Here is a 21,863-nt window from a genome sequence, read left to right as displayed (position 1 = left end):
TCAGTTGGTAGAGCATCTGACTTTTAATCAGAGGGTCACAGGTTCGAGCCCTGTACGACTCATAGTAATAACCTATGCGGGTGTGGCGGAATTGGCAGACGCACTAGATTTAGGATCTAGCGCCTTCGGGCGTGGGGGTTCAAGTCCCTTCACCCGCACTTCATTGCCGGCTTAGCTCAGTTGGTAGAGCATCTGATTTGTAATCAGAGGGTCGAGGGTTCAAGTCCTTTAGCCGGCATCAGGAATACGCGGAAATAGCTCAGTGGTAGAGCACCACCTTGCCAAGGTGGGGGTCGCGGGTTCGAACCCCGTTTTCCGCTTTGCCTTAGCAATTTTCAGCCGGGGTGGCGGAACTGGCAGACGCACAGGACTTAAAATCCTGCGGTGAGTGATCACCGTACCGGTTCGATTCCGGTCCTCGGCATTTCATAATATGCGCCCATAGCTCAATTGGATAGAGTGTTTGACTACGGATCAAAAGGTTAGGGGTTCGACTCCTCTTGGGCGCGTAGTCTTTTTATTTGTTTCATTTTTATTATCGGGAAGTAGCTCAGCTTGGTAGAGCACTTGGTTTGGGACCAAGGGGTCGCAGGTTCGAATCCTGTCTTCCCGATTTTTTGATGCCTGAAGCATTCGCTTCAGGCTTTTTTGTGTTTTCAGCCAGTGAGAAGACCTGAAAATATGATACAATAGTAAAAAACGAGGAGGAAATTGTTTGAAGGGACAAATCATCAAAGCGCTAAGCGGATTTTATTATGTGGCATCAGAAGATGAAATCTTTCAAACCCGCGCTCGAGGAAATTTTCGAAATCGAAAAATCACTCCTTTGGTTGGGGATGAAGTGATTTTTGAAAGCAGCAATCAAACAGACGGCTATCTTTTAGAGATCTTGCCGCGAAAAAATGAGCTGGTTCGACCGCCAGTCGCAAATGTGGATCAAGGAGTGGTCGTGACAAGTCTAGTTGAGCCGAACTTTTCCTATAATCTATTGGATCGCTTTTTGGTGACCTTAGAGTATGAGGGGATCGAACCGATCATCTTTTTGACAAAAGCGGATCTTGTGAAAGATCTTGCCGCAATGAAAGCAATTGAGGAGACCTATCAAGCAATTGGCTACCACGTGATCACGTCAAAAGCAGAAGGCGAAGATCTATTGGAACTTCAACGGTACTTCCCTGAGCGGATCACTGTCTTTATGGGGCAATCCGGTGCTGGAAAGTCTACGCTATTGAATCGAATCGTCCCGGAATTGGCATTGGAAACAGGAGTGATCTCAGAATCTCTCGGACGGGGGAAACATACGACCCGTCATGTGGAGCTTTTGCCGATTTGTGATGGATTGGTTGCCGATACACCAGGATTTAGTTCGATCGATTTTCTGGAAATCGAAGCAGTAGAGTTACCAAAGCTCTTCCCTGATTTTTTAGCAGTAGCTTCCAACTGCCGCTTTAGGGAGTGTATGCACCTCAATGAACCTGATTGTGCAGTTAAACAGGGAGTTGCAGCAAATGAGATTGCTGAAACTCGTTACAAAAACTACGTGCAATTTTTAGAAGAGATTGAAAACCGACGTCCGGTTTATAAAAAGAAGAAAAAGTGAGGGAAAAGCATGATGAAACTAGCACCATCTATTTTAAGTGCCGATTTTGCAAATCTTCAAAGAGACATTGAGCTGGTAGAGCGCCATGGCGCAGATTACATTCACGTAGACGTGATGGACGGTCATTTCGTTCCTAATATTACCTTAGGCCCAAACATCGTTAAAGCGATTCGCCCAGTTACCAAGCTGCCGTTGGATGTTCATCTAATGATCACCGAGCCAGAAAAGTATATCCATGCCTTCGCGGAAGCTGGAGCAGATATCATTGGTATCCACGCGGAAGCAACGCCTCATATCCATCGTGCGATCCAAATGATTGTGGCAGAAAATGTCAAAGCAGAAATCGTCATCAACCCAGGTACACCAGTTTCAGCCATTGAACATGTTTTATCCATGTGTGATCAAGTGTTAGTTATGACGGTTAATCCAGGGTTTGGTGGGCAATCCTTTATTGAAGAATCACTGGAAAAAATTGCGGCGCTGGCTGCTTTAAAAGAAGAAAAAGGCTACCATTATGATATCGAAGTAGATGGCGGGATCGTTCCTGAGACAGCCAAACGCTGCCTGGAAGCAGGCGCAAATGTCTTTGTAGCAGGAAGCTATATTTACGATGCCGATGAACCTGCGGCGCAAATCAGAGCCTTGAAAGAAGCTTTGCAATAAATGAAGATTTTGTTAGCGGCAGGTGGAAGTCCTGAAAATTGGCCACAGTTGATGGCGTATGATAAATACATTGGAATTGATCGTGGGGCCCTGTTTTTGCTTCAGCACCAACGGCCAGTCGATCTGGCAATCGGTGATTTCGACTCCCTGACCGCAGCAGAACTGCAAGCGGTCAAACAACAAGTTAAGACAGTGATCCAAGCCCCTGCTGAAAAAGATGATACAGATACTCAATTGGCATTGGTTGAGACGTTGCGTCTTTATTCAGAAGCGCAAATCGACGTGATTGGTGCAACGGGGGGACGCCTTGACCATCTTTTAGCCAATCTGTGGTTAGTTTTAGAAGATCGGTTTCGTCCATTTGCCCCAAATCTGCGTTTTTTAGATCGTCAAAATGTCGTTCAGTTCTTTTTACCAGGCACCTATCAATTGGAAAAAGAACCCGGGATGCAGTATTTGGCGTATTGCTGTTTGACGCCGGTAACAGATTTGACGTTAACAGGTAGCAAGTATTTATTAGAAAACGTCCAAGTACCGTACCCAACTTCTTATGCTAGCAATGAATTTCTGACACAAACAGCAGGTTTTTCCTTTAGCAGCGGGATGATAGCAGTCATTCAAAGTTGTGATTAAGAGACGGAACGTCTCTTTTTTTTGTTGAAAATTTCAGAAACTTAATTACAAAAAAAACATTAAGACGGACAACTTAGCTTTTGTTTGCAGGGTATTAATGGTAAAATTGGAACTACAGTTTGGAATTATTTGAGGTGTCTTTGTGAAAAAGTTTAATCCTAATAAAAATATTATCATCACATTGATTATTGTGATTTTAGTTGTCACCGTATTAAGCGTGACGATCGCCCGCCGAGCAGCGGGAAACTCCACCAATGCCGTGCAATCTACGGTCAATGACTCCGTTGGCTTTATCGATAAAATGATTACCGCTCCTTTTCGTTGGATCGAAAATGGTGCCAATTCAGTCAAAAATTTGTTTGTGACCTATGAAGAAAATGAACGTTTAAAAGAGAAATTGGACAGTTTTGAGGAACTGGAACAAGCGAAGGACAATGCGCAAAGAGAAATCGATGCCTTGAAAGAAGAGCTAGAGCTGAATGCAACCTTGACGAATTATGAACGGATCTCCGCCAATGTCATCAATCGGTCACCTGATACTTGGCAAGATATGCTGATCGTGGACCGAGGCTCAAGAGATGGCGTTGAGGTCAACATGGCAGTCATGTCGCAAAAAGGCTTGATTGGTCGTGTCATTGAGGTCAATGCAGCTTCTTCTAAAATTGAACTTTTGACTTCTGAAAACCAGAATTCCAACCACTATCCGGTTCGGATCAGCGGCGAAGATGGGTCAAACTTTGGGATCCTAAGTAGTTACGATCAAAAAGAACGTTCCTTAGTCATTACCCAATTGACGGGGGACAATGAGCTGAAGGAAGGCGATGTCGTGCAGACCTCTGGATTAGGAGGAAACTCGCCCGCCGACTTAGCGATCGGAACAGTGATCCGTACCACCAAAGATGAGTTTGGTCTTGATACCCAAGTATTTGTAAAACCGTATGCCCAAATGTATGATATTCAAGCAGTAACGATTATCAAACGCTTGGCAGGTGAGGAATAGCCATGAAAAAGCATGACTACATCAAATACCTGGCAGCGGGCGTCTTCTTTTTGATGATGTTGGCAGATGGACAACTGACGCGTTTTTTGGAAAAATGGACCCAAGACAATTATATCGCCAGTGCGCATCTTTTATTGATCGCCCTTTTATGTGGCGCGAAGTATTTGCCGAAAAACTTTTTGATTACCACGGCGCTGGTGATCGGCTGTCTCTATGACGTGTATTATGTCGGTGTGATCGGCATCTACACGGTGGCGTTTCCCTTGATCGTGTGGATTATGTATATTTTGAAAAATACGCTTTATCAAAATGTATTTACCATGTTTTTCGGAATGATCATCTTTGTTACCAGCTTAGAAGTTGTGACATTGGGGGTTCAATTGCTGTTTAAGATCGCATCAGTTAGCACGTCATTCTTTGTTTCCCGCTTTTTAGCACCAACGCTTTTATTGAACATCCTTTTGTTTATCCTTTTAGTTGTTCCATTCATGAAGCTATTCAAAGACGAATAGCTTCATTTTTTTTTGCGTTTGACTGTATAAAAATAACAGAGATTGAAATGTTTTTGTAATATTCCTTTTATCTCTCTGACATACGGCTGTGTTACAATCACACTATCGTGAAGGACTTTAGGTATTCTTAAGCATTTATACATAAAAAAACCATATTAGGGGAAGCAACAGCCGGAGGAATGAAGAGTGAAAAAGCGAATTTTATCTTTATTGTTAGTAAGTTCAATTGTTCTTACTTCTGCAGCAGCACCGACACTTGTCTTTGCATCAGATTTTGACAATAAAATTGAAGAAAAAAATCAAGAGATCTCTGACTTGCAAAACCAGCAAGCGAGCATCCAGTCACAAGTAGCAGCACTTGAAAGCGACGTGACTGCAATCAATGAAAAAGCCCAAACTTTGTTGCAACAACAAGGGGATTTGCGTGCGGATTCTGAAAAGTTGAAGCAAGAAATTGCCGATTTGAAAGTCAGAATCGAAAAGCGTGAAGAAGCGATCCAAAAACAAGCTCGTGATGTTCAAGTCAATGGACAAAGCACGAACTTTATTGATGCTGTATTAGAAGCTGACTCTTTAACAGATGCTATTGGCCGTGTGCAAGCAATGACGACGATCGTCAATGCTAACAAAGATCTTGTAGATCAACAAAAGGCAGACCAAGAAGCAGTTGAAGCGAAAAAAGCGGAAAACGACGATAAATTGGCAGAGATCGCAGCGAACCAATTTGAATTAGAAACACAATTAGGGGATCTACAAGCCAAACAAGCTGATTTGAATGTTTTGCAAGCGGAATTGGCTGTTCAACAAGCATCTAAAGAAGATGAAAAAGCTGATTTAGAAAAACAAAAAGAAGAATACGAAGCAGAACAAGCTCGCATCGCTGCAGAAGAAGCGGCGGCAGCAGCAGCTCGTGAACAAGCAGCACAAGAAGCAGCGGCTCAAGAAGCGGCAGCAGCTGAAGCAGCTACTCAGGAAGCAGCAGCAAGCGAATCTTCAACGTCGAATTCAACGACATCAAGCGCCACAACAAATTCTAGTACGACGACTGATACTACGCAAGGCAGTTCATCACAAGGCAGCGGTTCAGCAAATACGACCCCATCGACACCTGCCAATAATAACAATAGCAATAACAACCAAGGATCAAATAATAGCAGCAACGGTTCAAGCAGTACTCCTGCACCCGCACAAACGGTCAATGGTTCAGCAATCGTAGCAGAAGCAATGAAATACATTGGTACCCCTTATGTTTGGGGTGGTACGACACCAGACGGCTTTGACTGTTCTGGCTTTACACAATATGTATTTGCTAAAGTTGGGATCTCATTACCACGGGTAACGTACGCACAAGAATTTTCCGGTACGGTAATTTCGATCAACGAAGCAAAAGCCGGTGACTTGTTATTCTGGGGTAGCCGCGGAAGCACACACCACGTGGCGATCGCTATGGGTAACGGACAATACGTTCATGCACCAACACCTGGTCAAAATGTTTCTGTCAGCAGTTACTCTTATTACTCACCAGATTTCGCGGTGCGCGTAAACTAAATCAATTGAAGCTATTTCAAAAGCTGGCGTTTTACGTCAGCTTTTTTTGATTTCTGTTTTAAAAAACGTATGCTTTTTTTGTTTTCAGTCTTGCCAGAACATCTTATAATAGAGAAGAGAAAGGAAGCGGATAAAATGAACAAGACCTCGTCTTCCAGAGAAAAAATGATAACGGTTAAGTTTTATACGAATTATCTTTCTCGCATGATGATGCCGAATTTAAGTATTTTTATTGCGTGGATGCTGATTTCATTCCTGTTGCCTTTTTTCTCAGTCGATCAACAAGTGATCCAGCAAATGGAACAAGGGGTCTTGACTGTGTTGCTGCCCCTCATGATTGCTTATACAGGTGGGCAAATGTTGGCGCCTGAACGCGGTGGGGTCGTAGGAGCAGTGGCGGTCTTAGGGGCTATTCTCGCAACCGATATTCCCCAGGTCTTTGGGGCGATGCTGCTGGGACCGCTAGCGGGCTGGCTATTGTACTGCAGTGATTCGATCGTGAGCAAAGTCAAAAGTGGCTATGAGATGCTGGTGCGCAATTTTATTGCAGGTGCGTTTGGCGGACTCCTTTTTTTAGGCAGTTACTTCCTATTGGCGCCGCTTTTTAATTGGTTCAGTCTCGGCAGCTATCAGCTCGTGGATTATTTCGTTCGGCAAAACGTCGTGCCCTTTATTCATATCATTGTAGAACCATTGAAGGTTTTGTTTTTTAATAATATTGTCAACCATGGACTATTTACGCCGCTAGGAATCGAAGCCGCGGCAGTTAACGGTCAGTCGGTTTTATTTTTGATCGAGGCCAACCCCGGTCCGGGATTAGGGGTCTTAGCGGCGTATCTTTTCTTTGGTTCAAAGCGAAACCGAACGAATGCCGCAGCATCCATTTTTGTGCAGGCTATTGGTGGGATTCATGAAGTGTATTTCCCATTTGTTCTGCTCGATCCTTGGGTGTTGCTCGGTCCGATCGTTGGTGGTTTCAGCGGTACACTGATCTTCCAATTTTTAGGAGTAGGCTTGAGAGCACCGGCGTCCCCGGGCTCGATTTTGGCGATTTTACTCAATACACCGGCTTCTATGATCCTTGGTGTCTTAACTGGGATTGTCGTCAGTACGGTCGTATCGTTTGCGATCGCTAGTGTGCTATTAAAACGGAAGACCAATACAGAAAATGAGGAGCGTAAGATGCCGAAAATGAAGAAAGTCACGGAGATCGTCGTGGCCTGTGACGCAGGGATGGGGTCCAGTGCGATTGGTGCCAGCATACTAAAAAAACAGTTGCAAGAAGCCCAGCTAACGTTTCCTGTCCGCTATCAGTCGATTTATCGTGTGACCGATGATCCCGCGCTGTTAGTGATCACCCAACGGGAATTAGCGACTATTGCCCAAAAGCAGACACCACACGCACAGCATTATGTGCTAGATAATTTTTTGGCGGCAGATGAGTATGCCCCGCTGATCCAAGAATTACAAAGAAGAGAACAGGATCCGCAAAAATCGTTACAAATCGAAGCAGCAAATTCGCTAGGGTTTTCAACGATCATCTTTTTGTATACTGGAAAAAAACGCGGTTCACAAACGATGGCAGTGGAGATACTAAGAAAAATGGCCCGCCAACAAGCGCTTCCTTTGACCATCAAAAAAATGGCATATGAAGGACAAGCTCTTGATCCTACGGCAATCTATATCCTCCCGAAAGAACTTGCAGAAAAGTGCTCGATCCCAGATGTTCCTTTACTGGTGGTGGATGATTTATTGACGACAGATGCGTATCGTCAGTTACTGACAGAAGGAGTCGACTATGTTTTTGACCAATCGTGAAACACTTTTATTAACGGAATTGATGAATAGTACCGGTCCGGTTTCTTTAGATCGCATGATGCAAGTCTTAAAAGTCAGTAAACGAACGGTGTACCGTGAACTGGCTAATCTAGAAAAATCCTTAGAAACAGTAGATGCTATCTTAGAGAAGGTCGGTCGTGGTCATTTCCAAATTTTTGCATCAGAAACGAGCATTCGCCAATTACAAGAAGCCATTATGGCAGATACCGATCAAGAATTCGCGGCTAGTGAGCGGCAACACCGTATTTTGTTGCAACTGACTACCGCCACGAAGCCTGTATCCAGTCATTTTTTCTTGGAGCGTTACCAAATCAGCAATACGACGTTTTTTTCAGACATCAAACAGCTTGAAGAGAGTCTCGCACGGCTGCCGTTAAGGATCGTGCGCAATCAAGGGTATGAGATCGAAGGCTCCGAAAAGTATCGGCGGTTGATCACAGCCAATACACTAGTGATGGAGATCAATGAATACCAATTTTTCCATTTACTGGAAACCGATGATGAAGCCCCGTTTATTTTTCAATTTCTGTCCCGCGACCATCTATTGCTAGCCCAGCGGTTGATTCGGGAAACCATCGAACCCCAATTCAAGGAACTTAGTGACCGCAAATTAGCCTTTATCGTCTTGATGCTGGCGCTAGCCATGGATCGTGTAGCTTTGGGCTATACGGTGGAAGAAGAGACGTACCCGAGTCAGATCAACAAAGACTTGCTGAAGGTGGCGAAAAAGATTTTTGCTCAGATCGCCGAAAAGACCAAACTGCTTTATTCCATCAACGAAATCGTCTTTTTTGCCGTGTTATTAGGTGATTTTGCCAATTCCTTTGATCGTGATTTTTTTGATGACAATTTTGATACCGACTTGGCTTATCGTGTAAAACGCTTGATCGAATTGGTCAGTGAGCAAACGGAAGTGGCGTTTTATGAAGACACGAACTTGTATAAAATGCTGCTGACCCATATCTCAGGAGTGATGACGCGGGCGATTTTAGAAGAAGATCATTTGAACAACCCTATCCTAGAAAAAATCATGAACCAGTATGTCGAGATTGCCAGCGGGATTCGCAATCATCTGCCGCAAGTCTTTCCGCAGCAGCAGTTCTCGGAAGAAGAAATCGCCTATATGGTCCTGCATTTTGCCAATTCGTTGGAAAAAAATCCGAAAGTGTTAGAAGTCAATATTGCAGGGATCTCTCCTAGCGGATTAGCCTCCATCAGTTTGTTAGAGATGCAGCTGCGGAAACATTTTCCCTTTATCAATCAAATCACCTTCTTTCGAGTGGGGGATGTCAAACGGGAAAATATCGAGGAGACCTATGACTTGGTGATCTCGACTTCATTGTTGCCAGGGTATCAAGGAGAGTACAAACTCGTTTCACCGATCCTGCTAGAAGAAGACATTCAAGAGTTGAAGAAGGCCTTCCAAGCCATTAGTCAGAAAAAACGTTCCGCCAAAAAAGCACCCTCTGCTTTGGTCAAAGAGGAATCCTATGAAGCGGTCTTGGCTTTTATCGAAGCTATTAACCAGCTATTGGCGCTGTTTCAAGTGCAGGCGATTGATAACCCAGCGGACTTGGAAGAAACGTTGCAGCTGGTGCTGACGTCTTTTGATGCACATGTTGTTTTGGATCGTGAGAAAGTCGTTGATCGTCTCTTACGGCGCTACTTCCAAGCGCCAGTGGGCATTCCTGACACCCACTTTGCCTTGTTTCACGCGGCGAGTTCGGCGATCCTGCAACCAGTTTTTCGTATTTTCGATTTGAAACAGCCGCTGCCACTTCTAGCGATGGATAAAAAAGAGATCGCTGTTACCCGTTTATTAGTCATGCTGGCGCCCTATCCTATCAATGAAACAAGCTCTCAGATGTTAGGAAAAATCAGTGGTTCGATCATTATGAATGATCTAAATACGGAGATTTTTAATTCCGGCAATGATTCGATTATTTATCAGTTACTCTCTTCGCTCTTGATTGAAGAAGTAAAACAATAGGAGGGATCAGCGATGTATATTCCACAGGAGCGGATTTTGTTGGATCAACACTTTACCGATGCCACAGAGGCCCTGACAAAAATTGGCGAGTACTTAGTCAACCAGGAAATCGTCTCTTTACCTTATGTCAAAAGCCTTTTGCGGCGTCATCAAAAAACAGGTGTTTACATCGGGAACTTTGTTGCACTGCCCCATGGGGAAGAAGAAGCCCAGCAATGGATCAAGGAAGAAGGGCTCTTTTTGATCCAAGTGCCTGATGGCGTTGACTTCGGCACGAAGGAGCAGCCCAAAACCGCTACGATCCTTTTCGTAGTCGTCCTAAAAGAGCAGCAATTAGCTGTTTTGCAAGAAATCGCCTTTTTTTGTTCTGATATGCAGAATGTTCGGGCGCTTAGTGATGCCGAATCGGTTGAAGAGATCCAACAGATTTTGCTGGCAGAAGAATAAGCAATCAGCAGCAGACTGGCTTGCAACAAGAGCAGCGAACGAAATACATGAATGAGCTACAGCCGTGTGCTCGCTCTTTCTACCTTGTGTAGAAGGAGTGGGTACACGTTTTTTTTTGCGTTTTGGCAAAAACCAAATAAAAATGCTTCACGTGAAACATAACAAAAAGCCAGTGAGTGCAGGGGCTACTCGCGTTTTTTTGTTCTGTCTGTTTGGCTACAAGTTTTGGCACAGTTTTTTGTGACAAAGTACGACTTTCGACCGTTTTGGGAAGCGCCTACAATAAGGGTGTAAGCAGACGAGAGGAGAGAAAAAAATGGAACAGACACAAAAAGCAGCCAAATCATCAGTAAAAGCAAAAGTTCAAAAATTAGGCAGTACGTTGTCGAGTATGGTGATGCCGAATATCGGCGCATTGATTGCATGGGGTGTATTAACGGCATTATTTATTCCAGATGGGTATTTACCAAATGAAGCCTTTGCAACGATGGTCGGTCCAATGCTGACGTATTTGATCCCAATCTTGATCGGGTATACCGGCGGGAAAGTGATTGCTGGCGACCGCGGGGCCGTGGTTGGGGCGATCGCGACGATGGGGGTCATCGTCGGAACGGATATCCCAATGCTATTGGGTGCGATGATCATGGGTCCTTTAGGCGGTTGGGTCATCAAGAAATTTGACGAGATCTTCCAAGACAAAGTTCGCGCTGGCTTTGAAATGTTGGTCAACAACTTTTCATCAGGTTTGATCGGCTTTGCCTTAGCATTACTGGGCTTTGTAGCAATCGGACCAGTTGTTAACACCTTGACACAAGCAATGGCAGCAGGGGTAGAAGTGATCGTCAATGCCCACTTGATTCCATTAGCCAATATTTTTATTGAACCAGCAAAAATCCTATTCTTAAACAATGCCATCAACCATGGAATTTTGACACCACTAGGTACTGAGCAAGTCAGCGAATTTGGGAAATCGATTCTTTACTTATTAGAAGCCAATCCTGGACCTGGTTTAGGAGTCTTGCTAGCCTTCACTTTCTTCGGAAAAGGAGCAGCGAAATCTTCGGCACCTGGAGCGATCATCATTCACTTTATCGGTGGGATCCATGAGATCTACTTCCCATACGTCATGATGAAACCATTGATGTTCTTAGCAGTGATTGCCGGCGGTGTATCAGGAAGCTTTACCTTCCAATTGCTAGGTGCAGGCTTACGGGCACCTGCTTCACCAGGTTCGATCATTGCGATCTTAGCAATGACGCCATTCAACTCGGTGATGAGTGTCGTTTCTGTCTTAGCCGGAATTGCCGTAGGAGCAGGCGTATCCTTTATCGTCGCTGCCGCGATCTTGAAAGCAGATGCGAAGGATACAGTGGATAATTTTGAAGAAAAAGTACAACAAACGCAAGCAGCAAAACTCAGCGCTAAAGGCTTGGCGGCTCAACCAATGACTGGCATCAATCGTATCATCTTCGCATGTGATGCAGGCATGGGCTCCAGTGCTATGGGGGCATCGATCTTACGTAAAAAAGTCAAAGAAGCGGGTCTTCCACAAAATGTCTCGAATTCCGCCATCAACAATTTGACGGACGATGCCAATACGCTGATCGTCACTCAAGAAGAATTGCAAGAACGTGCCAAACAAAAAGCGCCAAATGCGACCTTCGTCGCGGTTGAAAATTTCCTGAACTCTCCACGGTACGATGAAATCGTAGCCACATTGTCAGGGACTAAGACAGCGGGGGAGTCAGAAAAAACGTCTGAAGCAGGCAACCAGGCAGATGTTCCTTCCGCCAATGACCTTAAGCAAGTCAGTGAAATCATTTTGGCCCACGATGATCGCAAAGGTTCGGCAACGATGGCTCAGAAAGTCTTCCAAGATCTTTTAGCCAAAGAAGCTCTGACGATGCCGATCAGAAAAAGCCATATCAATGATCTCCATGCCAACGCCTCTTCCCTGGTGATCACAAAAGAAGCCTTAACGCCGCAAGCGCAAACTTCAGCGCCAGAAGCGATCCACCTATCCGTTAATAATCTGATGGGAACGACGAACTATCAACGGATCGTGGCATCGATCAAAGCAGCGAATTAAGAAAGGATGAGCCGAATGCAAGTATTAGAAAAAGACATGATTGAATTGAACAAACAATTTGCGACCAAAGAAGAAGCCATTCGTTACTGCGGCGAAAAATTGCTGGCGGCAGGCTGTGTGGAAGAAGAATACGTCGAAGCCATGCTTGAGCGTGACGAGATGCTCTCAGTCTATATGGGGAACTTTATTGCGATTCCTCACGGCACGGATGAAGCCAAAAAATACGTCAAAAAATCAGGTATCTGTATCGTGCAAGTACCTGATGGCGTGAATTTCGGTACCGCGGACGAAGAAAAAATCGTCACCGTTCTTTTCGGCATCGCGGGCAAAGGGGAAGATCATCTGCAATTGGTCCAACAAATCGCCCTCTTTTGCAGTGATATCGATAACGTCGTCGAATTGGCGGATGCTTTGGATAAAGAAGAAATCGCCCAAAGTTTGACCGTAGCATAAGGATTTAAGGAGGAGACAAGACATGAAGGCAGTTCACTTTGGTGCAGGTAATATTGGTCGCGGCTTTATCGGCGAGATATTGGCTGCCAACAACTTTGAAATCACATTTATTGATGTCAATGAAACGATCATTGACGCCTTAAAAGCAAGACAAGGGTATACCATCGAATTAGCCGATGAGACCCAAGAACAGATCCACATCGAGCATGTGACAGGATTGAACAATGCCAAAGAACCAGAAGCGGTGATCCAAGCGATCGCCGAGGCAGACATCCTTACGACCGCCATTGGTCCCAACATTTTGCCGCATATCGCTGAGCTGATCGCCAAAGGCTTAGAAGCACGTCAGCAACACCCAGACAAGCCAGCCATTGATGTGATCGCCTGTGAGAATATGATCGGCGGATCGACCTTTTTAAAAAGCGAAGTGCAAAAATACGTTGCGGATTGGTCAGCGTTGGAAGCGACGGTTGGTTTTCCAGATGCAGCGGTGGATCGCATCGTACCGCTGCAGCACCATGAAGATCCCTTATTCGTTCAAGTAGAACCCTTCTGCGAATGGGTGATCCAAGAGTCTGGGATGAAATCCTCGATCCATCTGCAAGGGGTCCATTATGTGGCGGATCTGGAACCGTATATTGAACGGAAATTATTCAGTGTCAATACGGGTCATGCCACGGTAGCGTACACAGGCGCCCTCCAAGGCTATCAGACGATCGATGAAGCGATGCAGGATCATTTAGTGGTGATCCAATTAAAATCCGTTCTCGAAGAAACTGGCCGCCTTTTAATTGAGAAATGGGCCTTTGATCCTGAAGAACATGAACGGTATATCGAAAAAATCATCCAACGCTTTAAAAACAAGCACATTTCCGATGCCATCACTCGGGTGGCACGGACACCTGTCCGCAAATTAGGGACCGAAGAACGCTTTATCCGACCAGTCCTTGAGTTAGAAAAACGCAATATGCAGCCAGATCATCTCTATGAAACGATCGGCATGATCTTCAACTACAAAGACCCTGAAGATGAGCAAAGCCAACAGTTACAAGCACTTTTGGATGAAAAATCACTACCGGAAGTCATTGCAGAAATCACTGGCTTACAAGATGAAGACATGATTGAAACGATCCGACAAAACATTGAAAAATATGCGTATGTTGCTGCATAAAAACGAGTAACACACAGAACAAGCAGATAAATTGCCGCATCCGTAAAAGCTAGCCCAACAAGCGAGCTTTTGCGGATAGGTCAATTTCTTTCAACGCTTGTTCTGTGTTTTTTGGCTCACCGATTGACCTTTGCTGCCAACTTGACGATAATAAGAAAAGAAATGAGGGAGAGCAATGGAACGATGGTTTGAAGAAGCCCAGCTTCAAGTAATTGAGTTGCCGATCGAATGGCAGGAAAACCGCCCCGTCTATCGGGCTTTTATCCGTGAATTGCCGACGATCCAAGGGGAAGGAACATCGCGGCAAGCTGTTTACCGGCAGTTGGCAGAAGCCTACGCGGCTTACCTTGCCCAACTTCGAGAGGTCAATGAGGCGCAGGAAGAAATGACGTCTTCCTTATTATCGACGGAAGAATTATTGCGCTACTATGATGGCGAGACCTTCGATGGTTTTGAGTTGCCCTCTGACGAGTAACAGGAAAAAAGCCATTCACTGAAAACTGAAAAGCTACGCAAGAAAAAACCGCTCAGCTGCAGCTCGATCGATACGAAGGATCGAACGCTGCAACTGGCGGCTTTTTTTCTCTAAGAAACCAAGTCTTATTCGTGGTTAGTTCAATGCCTCGGTAATGGCTTGATTGAAGGCATCTAAGTCATCTGGGTTTCGGCTGGTGATCAACCGATAGGTTTCGTCGATCACGACGGGCTCATCTTTGACGGTGGCACCTGCGTAGGCTAAATCTGGTCGCACAGAATCATAAGCCGTCAAGGTCAAATCTTTCGTCAGTCCTGTTTGGATAAACAGTTGTGGGCCGTGGCAAATGGCAAAGACGGGACGATCAGATGTCAAAAAGTCTTTCGTCAATGACACATAGCGCTCATCGGTCCGTAATTGGTCAGGGGAGAAACCGCCTGGGATCAACAAAGCATCAAAACTGGCGGGATCGATTGTATCGATGGCCGCATCAACGGGAAACGTTCCACCTTGTTTGCCTTTTACGGTCTCGGCGCCTTCATTACTAATAACGACTACTTCATGTCCGGCCGCTTCCAGTGCTTCTTTTGGTGACGTCAACTCAACATCTTCAACTAGATCAGTGACAATAACAGCAACTTTACTCATTCGATCTCCTCCTTATTACTTGATGAACAATTTGTTCACCTGCTATTATTTATGCTAACGAAGATTTTCGCTGTTGACAAATCATCTGTTTGTCTGCAGCTTGAAAAAGAAAGAAGGCAACGCCATGGCAACGATCCAACTATTTATCTCTGATACCCCCCTTTGCTTTGAAAAAGCGGAATTCACTTTTATGGAAGAAACATTTGTCATCGAGAAACAGCAACTATTTGAAAAAGTCGATGCGGTGATGCATCAAGAGGTATCCTCGTCCTTGGTTTCATTGGTAGAAAAAGCCCTTTTGACGCTAGAAGCGATCGGGGAAGAAGAGGATTATTTCGACCTGCTTTATTTGACCTATGAGAATACCCGGCGTTCCCTCAGCGGACAGCAATTACTCGCACAGCCTTTTCCAGCTGTAGAGGCAGCCTTGCAGCCGGTCTTTGATGAGTTGGCAGAACCGATCGTAGAAAAGTTTTATGAAGAGCTGACCAATCAATTAGAAGAAATCACCGATGATGAGCTGTTTAGTTCCTACTATCTGGATGATGAGCAAGCGGTGATTCAAATCGATGCCCCGATCCAACATGAAGAAGTAATCGCATTGCCCGCCCTTTTACGGGATTACCATGGCACGTTGCACCTGACCTTTGAAAAGTTTTATGAATACCTTGTGTAGCGGCGGCAACTGTCGTCGTTATTTTTTGTGAAAACAGTTACATGTTTAGTTTTTTTTAAATCCTGCGACAGAAGCCTCGGGAATCTTGACCCTTTTGTCAGAAACGATTATAAAGGTAAGAAGAGGCTGAAGGAACCGAGACTGCCGATGGGCAGAATCGGGTAAGAAAAGGATGAGAATCATGCGAAAAGTCCCGCCTATTTTAAAACCAATTGCACTTTTAACGATATCAACGATCATTGCCACTGCTACCGGCGTGGTGAATTCAGGCAGTTACCGCCAACCAAGTCGTGCGACGGAAACGACAGAAACGACCGAACAAACACCAAGTGAAAGCACACCGTCTTCGATAACGGAGGACAGTCAAAATCAAACACCTGCAAGCACGGACTCACAACCGACGAACGATGACCAGCAGACAACACCGTCATCCAGCAGTGAAGTAGTAACACCAGAAACGACCCCGTCTTCTTCGGTGCCTGCAGAAACGACGCCATCAAGCGATGCCAATGTTTCACCGGCACCATCGGAAAACAATCAGGAAACACCTTCTTCAAGTGAAGAGACCACGCCAGATCCACAAGGGATCATGGATGAGAATCAAGGAAATGAGTAGGTGAGAAAATGACGCTTATTTTAGATTTAATCAACGGCATCCACAAATTTTTGGGCTATCTTGACATCAGTCCCAAATACTTGAATCGCGCCTATACCATCCTCAGTATTATTCCAACGGCGTATATTTTACGGATCATCTATGGAATGTTTGCGAACCAAAACTATTTTCAAGCGATCCTTTATACGATCGGCTTTTTGGTCTTAGTCTATTTTTGGGTACTGAATATCTTCTATTATTTCTTGAATAAAAATATGAAGTTCGATGTCACTCAGACCTTTGTCAAAGTCTTGCCGGATGAAGTCTTCAATATTGAAGGGGAAACTATCAGCACCACCGACATTGATCGTTTGACGACTGAAAAAGCGGTGATCGATTTTGAAGAAGACTATCAGCTGGTATTGGCGAATCATTTGCAGACCTTGATCGCTCAAGAAGAATTGGCGATCAAACCGTCATCCAACGGCTTTACGATTCCGAAAAATACCTTGTACCCTTACTATTTTGTCAAACAGCAAGGGAAAAACGAGTACGTATTGCAGATCGGGACCAGCTACACGGAGATGACGAAAATTGGCACGATTCAATGGACAGGCAAGCAACCTTTAGAGCCAGTGGGCTTATTTATCACTGGCGGTGATTTTGTCAAAAACGATGTCAAATACCACGAACCATACAGTTTAAAATTGTATGTCAAAAAAGAGGTCTCCGAAGAAGAACCGCAGACCTCAAGACAGGCGTATCGACGACAAGCACGCAAATAAGAAAAGCAGTCCCGACCAGAGTTTCCTCTGGGGGGACTGCTTTTTTAATTTGTTGTTATTCGATCGGAATGTTTTTTGCAGGTGCGTCTTTGTAGCTAGCTTTCGGTAAAGTCAGGGTCAAAACGCCGTCTTCAAACACTGCTTTGATGGACTCGTCATCAATGTCTGTGATGGTGAAGGTCCGTTGATAGGCACTGCTGGAGCGTTCTTTGCGCAAATAATGTCCGAAATCATCCTCGGTTTCAGTGGTCTCCGTTTGAGCCGCTGAAATCGTCAGCGTGTTGTTGACGTAACTGACGCGGATGTTTTCTTTCTTGATGCCGGGTAAATCTGCTTGAACGAGATACTTGTCTTCGTATTCTTTAATGTCCGTGTTCATTTGTCGTTCTTGCCAAAAACTGTTCATTAATTTGCCTAATAGTTCTTCGCCGCCTGCTAAATCTCTTGGAATCAAATTTGCCATGTGGTTCCCCCGCTTTCTTTTATCCATTGAGTTGGTACCTCTATTTTACGAGGAACCAAGCCAAAGGGCAACCAAAATGGCAACAATCATAAAAACAAGAGAAATCACTCAACTATCTTATAAGAATCTGCTATGATAGAACTAAATAACTATCAGATGATTGGATGAATGAAGATGGAGATTATTGAAAAAGCGCCAGCTAAGATCAACCTCGGTCTCGATGTGTTAGAGAAAAGAACAGACGGCTACCATGAGTTGGAAATGGTGATGTCTAGTGTTGATCTAGCCGACCGTCTGATAATGGAAGAGATAGCAGAAGATAAGATCATTGTAGAAACCAACAAAGCTTTTTTACCAATCGATAAACGCAATAATGTCTATCAGGCCGCCAGTATTTTAAAAAAACGCTATGGTATCAAAAAAGGCATTCGTATTCGCATCACCAAGAATATCCCGGTGGCAGCTGGGTTAGGTGGTGGCAGTACGGATTGTGCGGCAGCGCTGCGGGGGATGGTTCGCCTTTGGGACTTGGATCTCTCCATGGCAGAGCTGATCGATATTGGTATGGAAGTTGGCACTGATGTTCCCTATTGTCTGTATGGGACCACTGCTCATATTGCAGGAAAAGGGGAGCTGGTGACGCCGCTGCGGCCGATGCCGCAATGTTGGGTCATCTTAGTCAAACCTCGTCTGAGTGTTTCAACGGGGAAAATCTTTCAAGAAGTTGAGCTGGACCAACTGCACCATCCAGATATCGCAGCATTGTCTGCCGCCGTCTTAGCCGAAGATTACCCAGCAATGATCGCTGCCATGGGCAATAGCCTAGAAGCCATCACGATCCCGAAGTATCCGATCGTCCAACAGATCAAAGATCGCATGATGAAATACGGCGCAGATGTTGCCTTGATGACCGGCAGCGGACCGACTGTCTTTGCTCTTTGTCAAAAATATTCGCGGGCACAACGGGTCTATAATGCCTTAAAAGGATTCTGCGATGAGGTTTATCTTGTACGTACATTGAAATGAATGAGTCAAGGACACAGGCAGGAAGTGCCTGTGTTTTTTCGTTCCTTCGATAAAAATCAGTCATATAGCGAAGAAAAAGGCAGCTGAGGTAGGGAGGAAGCATCTAGAAGCTGCCCTACACAAAAGTCCCCGACGAAAAAAAGACGTCGGGGTCGGATTCTTTACCTAAAGCAAAGGCTATTCTTTTTGGTGCTGCTTCTTTGCGGATTTTTTCTTTTTGTCTTCTTCATACAATGGTTTGTCGATCGTTTTGCGGATTTCTTCGGTTTGCTGCGATGCAGGATCTTCCGGTAAATCGATTCGATTCAGCAGTTCGCTGTTGTTTACAGTTGGCGGCACAGTTACAAATTCGTTCATCTTCGTTTCCTCCAAGTGCTTTTAGATGATTATCCTACTTACTCTCTAATTTTTCAAGTTATCACAAAGGAATCGCATGGCCAACGGTGTAAAATAAGACGATGTTCCCGAGAGAAGAATCCGCTTCAAATGAACGTTTTCTCCTATGTTTTCCGATTTATCTCGAAATAAAAGTTTTAAATCGTAAAACGTACGATTTGTCTTGACGAACCGGAAATCATTTGATAGAGTAACTTTTGCTAACAAAACGGAGTTGTTCCGTTTTAAAATAAAAAGATGAGCCAGCAAATGGAAGGGGAAATCCCGATGAAAAAAATCTTACTTACTACAGCACTCCTTTTAGGGGGCGTGCTTCTTGGCGCTTGTGGGCAGCAAGAAGCGACAAGTCAATCGAGTGACGCAGAAAAGCTGTCGATCGTCACGACCTTTTACCCAATGTACGAATTTACGAAAGAAGTCGCAGGTGAGGCAGCGGATGTCTCCTTGCTGATCCCTGCAGGAACAGAACCTCATGACTATGAGCCAAGTGCCAAAGATATGACCAAAATTATGGATGCAGATGCCTTTGTCTACAATAGTCCTGAGCTAGAAACTTGGGTTGCTAGTTTGACGGATTCCGTCGATCCTGAGCAAACAGCAGTGATTGAAGCGGCCAAAAACATTCAGTTGGTGGAAGGCACAGAGGAAGAGCATGGTCACGAGGACGAAGACCGCCATGAAGGCCATGATCATATGTATGACCCTCATGTTTGGACCGACCCAGTCTTAGCGATCCAAGAAGTAGAAACGATCCGCGATGACCTGATTGCGAAGTTTCCTGAGCAAAAGGCAACCTTCACGGAAAATGCGGCTGCCTATATCGAAAAACTTTCTGCGCTAGATGAAGCCTATCAAGCGGCGTTAAAGGATGCGACTCAACGGACCTTCGTCACACAACATGCAGCTTTCGGTTATTTGGCACGGCAGTATGATTTAGTCGAAGAATCGATTTCGGGCATTTCACCCGATCAAGAACCAACGCCAAGTCGGTTGGCTGAGCTGAAAGAATATGTGGAAGAAAAACAAGTCAAAGTTATCTATTTTGAAGAAAATGCCTCATCGAAGGTGGCTGAGACCTTAGCCTCTGAAACGGGCGTGGAGTTAGCGGTCTTGAATCCATTAGAAAGCTTGACGCAAGAGCAGATGGATAACGGCGAAACATACCTGTCTGTAATGGAAGACAATTTGGCAGCATTACAAAAAAGTATTCACTAAGGAGGCGCCTGCGTGCGTTATATCGATGTAAAAGATTTGACCTTTTATTATGATGATGAGCCCGTCTTGGAAGACATTTCTTACTTTGTTGAAGACGGCGAATTCGTGATTTTGACCGGCGAAAATGGGGCGGCAAAATCTACTTTGATCAAAGCAACCCTTGGTTTGTTGAAACCTTCTAAAGGAGCAGTCACCTTGGCGACCAAGAATGCAGCTGGTGAAAAATTAAGCATCGGCTACATTCCTCAGCAGATTGCTTCCTTTAACGTCGGGTTCCCCAGCACCGTTTTGGAATTGGTCCAATCAGGCCGCTACCCAAGAGATCGTTGGTTCAAGCGACTGACGAAACGAGACCATGAACATGTCCGCCGTGCATTAGATGCCGTCGGGATGTGGGACGTGCGTCATAAACGGATCGGTGAGTTGTCCGGTGGCCAAAAACAGCGGATCAGCTTGGCACGGGTCTTTGCCACGGATCCTGATTTATTTATTTTAGATGAACCGACTACGGGGATGGATGAACAATCCCGCAATCTGTTTTATGAACTGCTGCGGCACAATGCTCATGACCACGGCAAGTCGATTTTGATGATCACTCATGATCACGAAGATATCAAAGAATATGCGGACCGTCAGATCCGTTTAGTGCGGAAGGAGGATTCACCATGGCGCTGCTTTCATATGAATTCATGAGAAGAGCTTTTCTTGCGGCGATTTTTATTGCTGGTATCGCACCAATGCTAGGGGTCTTTCTGGTGATTCGAAGACAGTCATTGATGGCTGATACGCTGTCCCATGTCTCTTTAGCAGGGGTGGCACTAGGCTTCTTTCTAAATCTAAATCCGAGTTTGACGACGCTATTGATTGTAGTCATTGCCGCAATCATTTTGGAATACTTGCGAACACTGTACCGCAGTTATTCAGAGATTTCGATCGCCATTTTGATGTCCGGCGGTTTAGCGTTAGCCCTCGTCTTGATGAACCTTAGCGGGGGGAACTCCGCAACGAGTATCCAATCGTATTTGTTTGGGTCGATCGTTACGATCACACAAGAGCAAGTTTGGATCTTAGGCTTTTTGTTTTTAGTCGTTTTTGCTTTATTTTTCTTATTCAAACGGCCCATGTACATTTTGACCTTTGATGAAGATACCGCTCATGTCGATGGCTTGCCTGTGCGAGTGATGTCGATGCTCTTTAATGTCTTGACGGGGGTGGCAATCGCCATGATGATCCCGATTGCGGGTGCATTGCTGATCTCTGCGATCATGGTTTTACCAGCTGCCATCAGTATGCGTTTAGGCAAAAGCTTCAACGCGGTGATTTTGATCAGTGTCGTGATTGGCATGATTGGGATGATGTCTGGTTTGACCAGTTCCTTTTATTTGGACACACCACCGGGAGCGACGATCACGCTGGTTTTTATCGCTCTTTTCTTAGTAATCAATTTGATCAAACGCATCGTGATCCTCGTGCAACGAAAACAACGCCTCAAATAAAGGGCTTTATGAAAAAGAAACGAAGAATTTTCGTTTCTTTTTTTTAAACTCTAATCAAAACCGAACGATATAAGCAATATTTCAGATAATGCTCGCATTTATCCCGAAAAAGCCTTATAATAAGGCGAATAAACTAAAGGAGT

General features: G+C 44.8%; 23 protein-coding genes and 7 tRNA genes (1 of these 30 only partly in view). 27 read left to right on the top strand and 3 right to left on the bottom strand.

Annotation, left to right across the window (positions count from 1 at the left end; all coding sequences use genetic code 11):
• From A5877_RS08760 to A5877_RS08665, 20 genes are all read left to right on the top strand, one after another.
• Nucleotides 1-62 (top strand) — tRNA-Lys (locus A5877_RS08760); it begins 11 nt to the left of the window's first position.
• 14 nt (nucleotides 63-76) lie between these two features.
• Nucleotides 77-158, top strand: a tRNA-Leu gene (locus A5877_RS08755).
• Nucleotides 159-165: 7 nt separating this feature from the next.
• Nucleotides 166-238, top strand: a tRNA-Thr gene (locus A5877_RS08750).
• Between the two features lie 10 nt (nucleotides 239-248).
• Nucleotides 249-320: transfer RNA gene (locus A5877_RS08745), tRNA-Gly, on the top strand.
• 18 nt (nucleotides 321-338) lie between these two features.
• Nucleotides 339-424 (top strand) — tRNA-Leu (locus A5877_RS08740).
• An 11-nt stretch (nucleotides 425-435) separates the two neighbouring features.
• Nucleotides 436-509, top strand: a tRNA-Arg gene (locus tag A5877_RS08735).
• A 30-nt stretch (nucleotides 510-539) separates the two neighbouring features.
• A tRNA-Pro gene (locus A5877_RS08730) sits at nucleotides 540-613 on the top strand.
• 102 nt (nucleotides 614-715) lie between these two features.
• The gene (gene rsgA, locus A5877_RS08725) at nucleotides 716-1,600 is read left to right on the top strand and encodes a ribosome small subunit-dependent GTPase A (RefSeq protein ID WP_005232946.1); all 885 of its coding nucleotides are present in this window, start codon (nucleotides 716-718) and stop codon (nucleotides 1,598-1,600) included.
• 9 nt (nucleotides 1,601-1,609) lie between these two features.
• A complete protein-coding gene (gene rpe, locus A5877_RS08720) occupies nucleotides 1,610-2,263 on the top strand; it encodes a ribulose-phosphate 3-epimerase (protein ID WP_005232947.1) in 654 nt (217 codons plus the stop codon).
• Nucleotides 2,264-2,896, top strand: a complete 633-nt coding sequence (locus A5877_RS08715) for a thiamine diphosphokinase (protein ID WP_086316712.1) — start codon at nucleotides 2,264-2,266, stop codon at nucleotides 2,894-2,896.
• A gap of 142 nt (nucleotides 2,897-3,038) precedes the next feature.
• On the top strand, nucleotides 3,039-3,896 hold the full coding sequence (gene mreC, locus A5877_RS08710; protein WP_005232949.1) for a rod shape-determining protein MreC: 858 nt from the start codon (nucleotides 3,039-3,041) through the stop codon (nucleotides 3,894-3,896).
• Between the two features lie 2 nt (nucleotides 3,897-3,898).
• The gene (gene mreD, locus A5877_RS08705; RefSeq protein ID WP_008381673.1) at nucleotides 3,899-4,408 is read left to right on the top strand and encodes a rod shape-determining protein MreD; all 510 of its coding nucleotides are present in this window, start codon (nucleotides 3,899-3,901) and stop codon (nucleotides 4,406-4,408) included.
• Nucleotides 4,409-4,594: 186 nt separating this feature from the next.
• A complete protein-coding gene (locus A5877_RS08700; protein ID WP_086316711.1) occupies nucleotides 4,595-5,956 on the top strand; it encodes an NlpC/P60 family protein in 1,362 nt (453 codons plus the stop codon).
• 69 nt (nucleotides 5,957-6,025) lie between these two features.
• Complete coding sequence (locus A5877_RS08695; RefSeq protein WP_086316710.1) at nucleotides 6,026-7,774, top strand: PTS sugar transporter; 1,749 nt, start codon at nucleotides 6,026-6,028, stop codon at nucleotides 7,772-7,774.
• On the top strand, nucleotides 7,755-9,785 hold the full coding sequence (locus A5877_RS08690) for a BglG family transcription antiterminator (RefSeq protein WP_086316709.1): 2,031 nt from the start codon (nucleotides 7,755-7,757) through the stop codon (nucleotides 9,783-9,785). The genes A5877_RS08695 and A5877_RS08690 overlap by 20 nt, the downstream gene beginning before the upstream one ends.
• Before the next feature lie 12 nt (nucleotides 9,786-9,797).
• Entirely contained in the window at nucleotides 9,798-10,232 is a 435-nt protein-coding gene (locus A5877_RS08685) for a PTS sugar transporter subunit IIA (RefSeq protein ID WP_086316708.1), read from the top strand.
• Nucleotides 10,233-10,548: 316 nt separating this feature from the next.
• Nucleotides 10,549-12,321 carry a PTS mannitol transporter subunit IICBA gene (locus tag A5877_RS08680; RefSeq protein WP_008381681.1) on the top strand — a complete coding sequence of 591 codons (1,773 nt, stop codon included), beginning with the start codon at nucleotides 10,549-10,551 and terminating at the stop codon, nucleotides 12,319-12,321.
• Nucleotides 12,322-12,336: 15 nt separating this feature from the next.
• Nucleotides 12,337-12,774 carry a PTS sugar transporter subunit IIA gene (locus tag A5877_RS08675; protein WP_008381683.1) on the top strand — a complete coding sequence of 146 codons (438 nt, stop codon included), beginning with the start codon at nucleotides 12,337-12,339 and terminating at the stop codon, nucleotides 12,772-12,774.
• 22 nt (nucleotides 12,775-12,796) lie between these two features.
• Nucleotides 12,797-13,945, top strand: coding sequence for a mannitol-1-phosphate 5-dehydrogenase (locus A5877_RS08670; RefSeq protein WP_010748851.1), 1,149 nt, complete (start codon nucleotides 12,797-12,799; stop codon nucleotides 13,943-13,945).
• Between the two features lie 175 nt (nucleotides 13,946-14,120).
• Entirely contained in the window at nucleotides 14,121-14,420 is a 300-nt protein-coding gene (locus A5877_RS08665; RefSeq protein ID WP_005232957.1) for a hypothetical protein, read from the top strand.
• Nucleotides 14,421-14,555: 135 nt separating this feature from the next.
• Here A5877_RS08665 and A5877_RS08660 read toward each other — a convergent pair whose 3' ends face one another.
• Complete coding sequence (locus tag A5877_RS08660) at nucleotides 14,556-15,068, bottom strand: type 1 glutamine amidotransferase domain-containing protein (RefSeq protein ID WP_008381689.1); 513 nt, start codon at nucleotides 15,066-15,068, stop codon at nucleotides 14,556-14,558.
• A 124-nt stretch (nucleotides 15,069-15,192) separates the two neighbouring features.
• Here A5877_RS08660 and A5877_RS08655 point away from each other — a divergent pair, with 124 nt between their 5' ends.
• The 3 genes from A5877_RS08655 to A5877_RS08640 all read left to right on the top strand — a co-directional run bounded on the left by A5877_RS08655 (nucleotide 15,193) and on the right by A5877_RS08640 (nucleotide 17,124).
• Nucleotides 15,193-15,744, top strand: coding sequence for a hypothetical protein (locus tag A5877_RS08655; RefSeq protein WP_061053507.1), 552 nt, complete (start codon nucleotides 15,193-15,195; stop codon nucleotides 15,742-15,744).
• A 181-nt stretch (nucleotides 15,745-15,925) separates the two neighbouring features.
• Nucleotides 15,926-16,360, top strand: a complete 435-nt coding sequence (locus A5877_RS08645; RefSeq protein ID WP_086316707.1) for a hypothetical protein — start codon at nucleotides 15,926-15,928, stop codon at nucleotides 16,358-16,360.
• An 8-nt stretch (nucleotides 16,361-16,368) separates the two neighbouring features.
• Nucleotides 16,369-17,124: a DUF6681 family protein gene (locus A5877_RS08640; protein ID WP_016621099.1), complete on the top strand. Its 756-nt coding sequence runs from the start codon at nucleotides 16,369-16,371 to the stop codon at nucleotides 17,122-17,124.
• A 55-nt stretch (nucleotides 17,125-17,179) separates the two neighbouring features.
• On the opposite strand, the gene A5877_RS08635 is transcribed toward A5877_RS08640, so the two are convergent.
• On the bottom strand, nucleotides 17,180-17,587 hold the full coding sequence (locus A5877_RS08635; protein WP_034871953.1) for an Hsp20/alpha crystallin family protein: 408 nt from the start codon (nucleotides 17,585-17,587) through the stop codon (nucleotides 17,180-17,182).
• 174 nt (nucleotides 17,588-17,761) lie between these two features.
• Here A5877_RS08635 and ispE point away from each other — a divergent pair, with 174 nt between their 5' ends.
• Entirely contained in the window at nucleotides 17,762-18,613 is an 852-nt protein-coding gene (ispE, locus tag A5877_RS08630; protein WP_008381696.1) for a 4-(cytidine 5'-diphospho)-2-C-methyl-D-erythritol kinase, read from the top strand.
• A gap of 177 nt (nucleotides 18,614-18,790) precedes the next feature.
• Here the strand turns inward: ispE and A5877_RS08625 are convergent, their stop codons facing one another.
• Complete coding sequence (locus A5877_RS08625; protein WP_005232965.1) at nucleotides 18,791-18,970, bottom strand: hypothetical protein; 180 nt, start codon at nucleotides 18,968-18,970, stop codon at nucleotides 18,791-18,793.
• Nucleotides 18,971-19,276: 306 nt separating this feature from the next.
• On the opposite strand from A5877_RS08625, the gene A5877_RS08620 reads away from it, so the two are divergent.
• The 3 genes from A5877_RS08620 to A5877_RS08610 are packed head-to-tail and all read left to right on the top strand — an operon-like array spanning nucleotide 19,277 to nucleotide 21,720.
• Entirely contained in the window at nucleotides 19,277-20,224 is a 948-nt protein-coding gene (locus A5877_RS08620; RefSeq protein WP_139843936.1) for a metal ABC transporter substrate-binding protein, read from the top strand.
• Nucleotides 20,225-20,236: 12 nt separating this feature from the next.
• Entirely contained in the window at nucleotides 20,237-20,917 is a 681-nt protein-coding gene (locus tag A5877_RS08615; RefSeq protein WP_005232967.1) for a metal ABC transporter ATP-binding protein, read from the top strand.
• The gene (locus tag A5877_RS08610) at nucleotides 20,890-21,720 is read left to right on the top strand and encodes a metal ABC transporter permease (RefSeq protein WP_005230272.1); all 831 of its coding nucleotides are present in this window, start codon (nucleotides 20,890-20,892) and stop codon (nucleotides 21,718-21,720) included. Before A5877_RS08615 ends, A5877_RS08610 begins: the two co-directional genes overlap by 28 nt.
• Nucleotides 21,721-21,863: the final 143 nt, after the last annotated feature.

It is taken from the genome of Enterococcus sp. 3C7_DIV0644 (genome assembly GCF_002141235.1).
Classification (GTDB): Bacteria; Bacillota; Bacilli; order Lactobacillales; family Enterococcaceae; genus Enterococcus_D; species Enterococcus_D entomosocium.
This window is presented reverse-complemented; position numbering and strand designations above follow the sequence as displayed.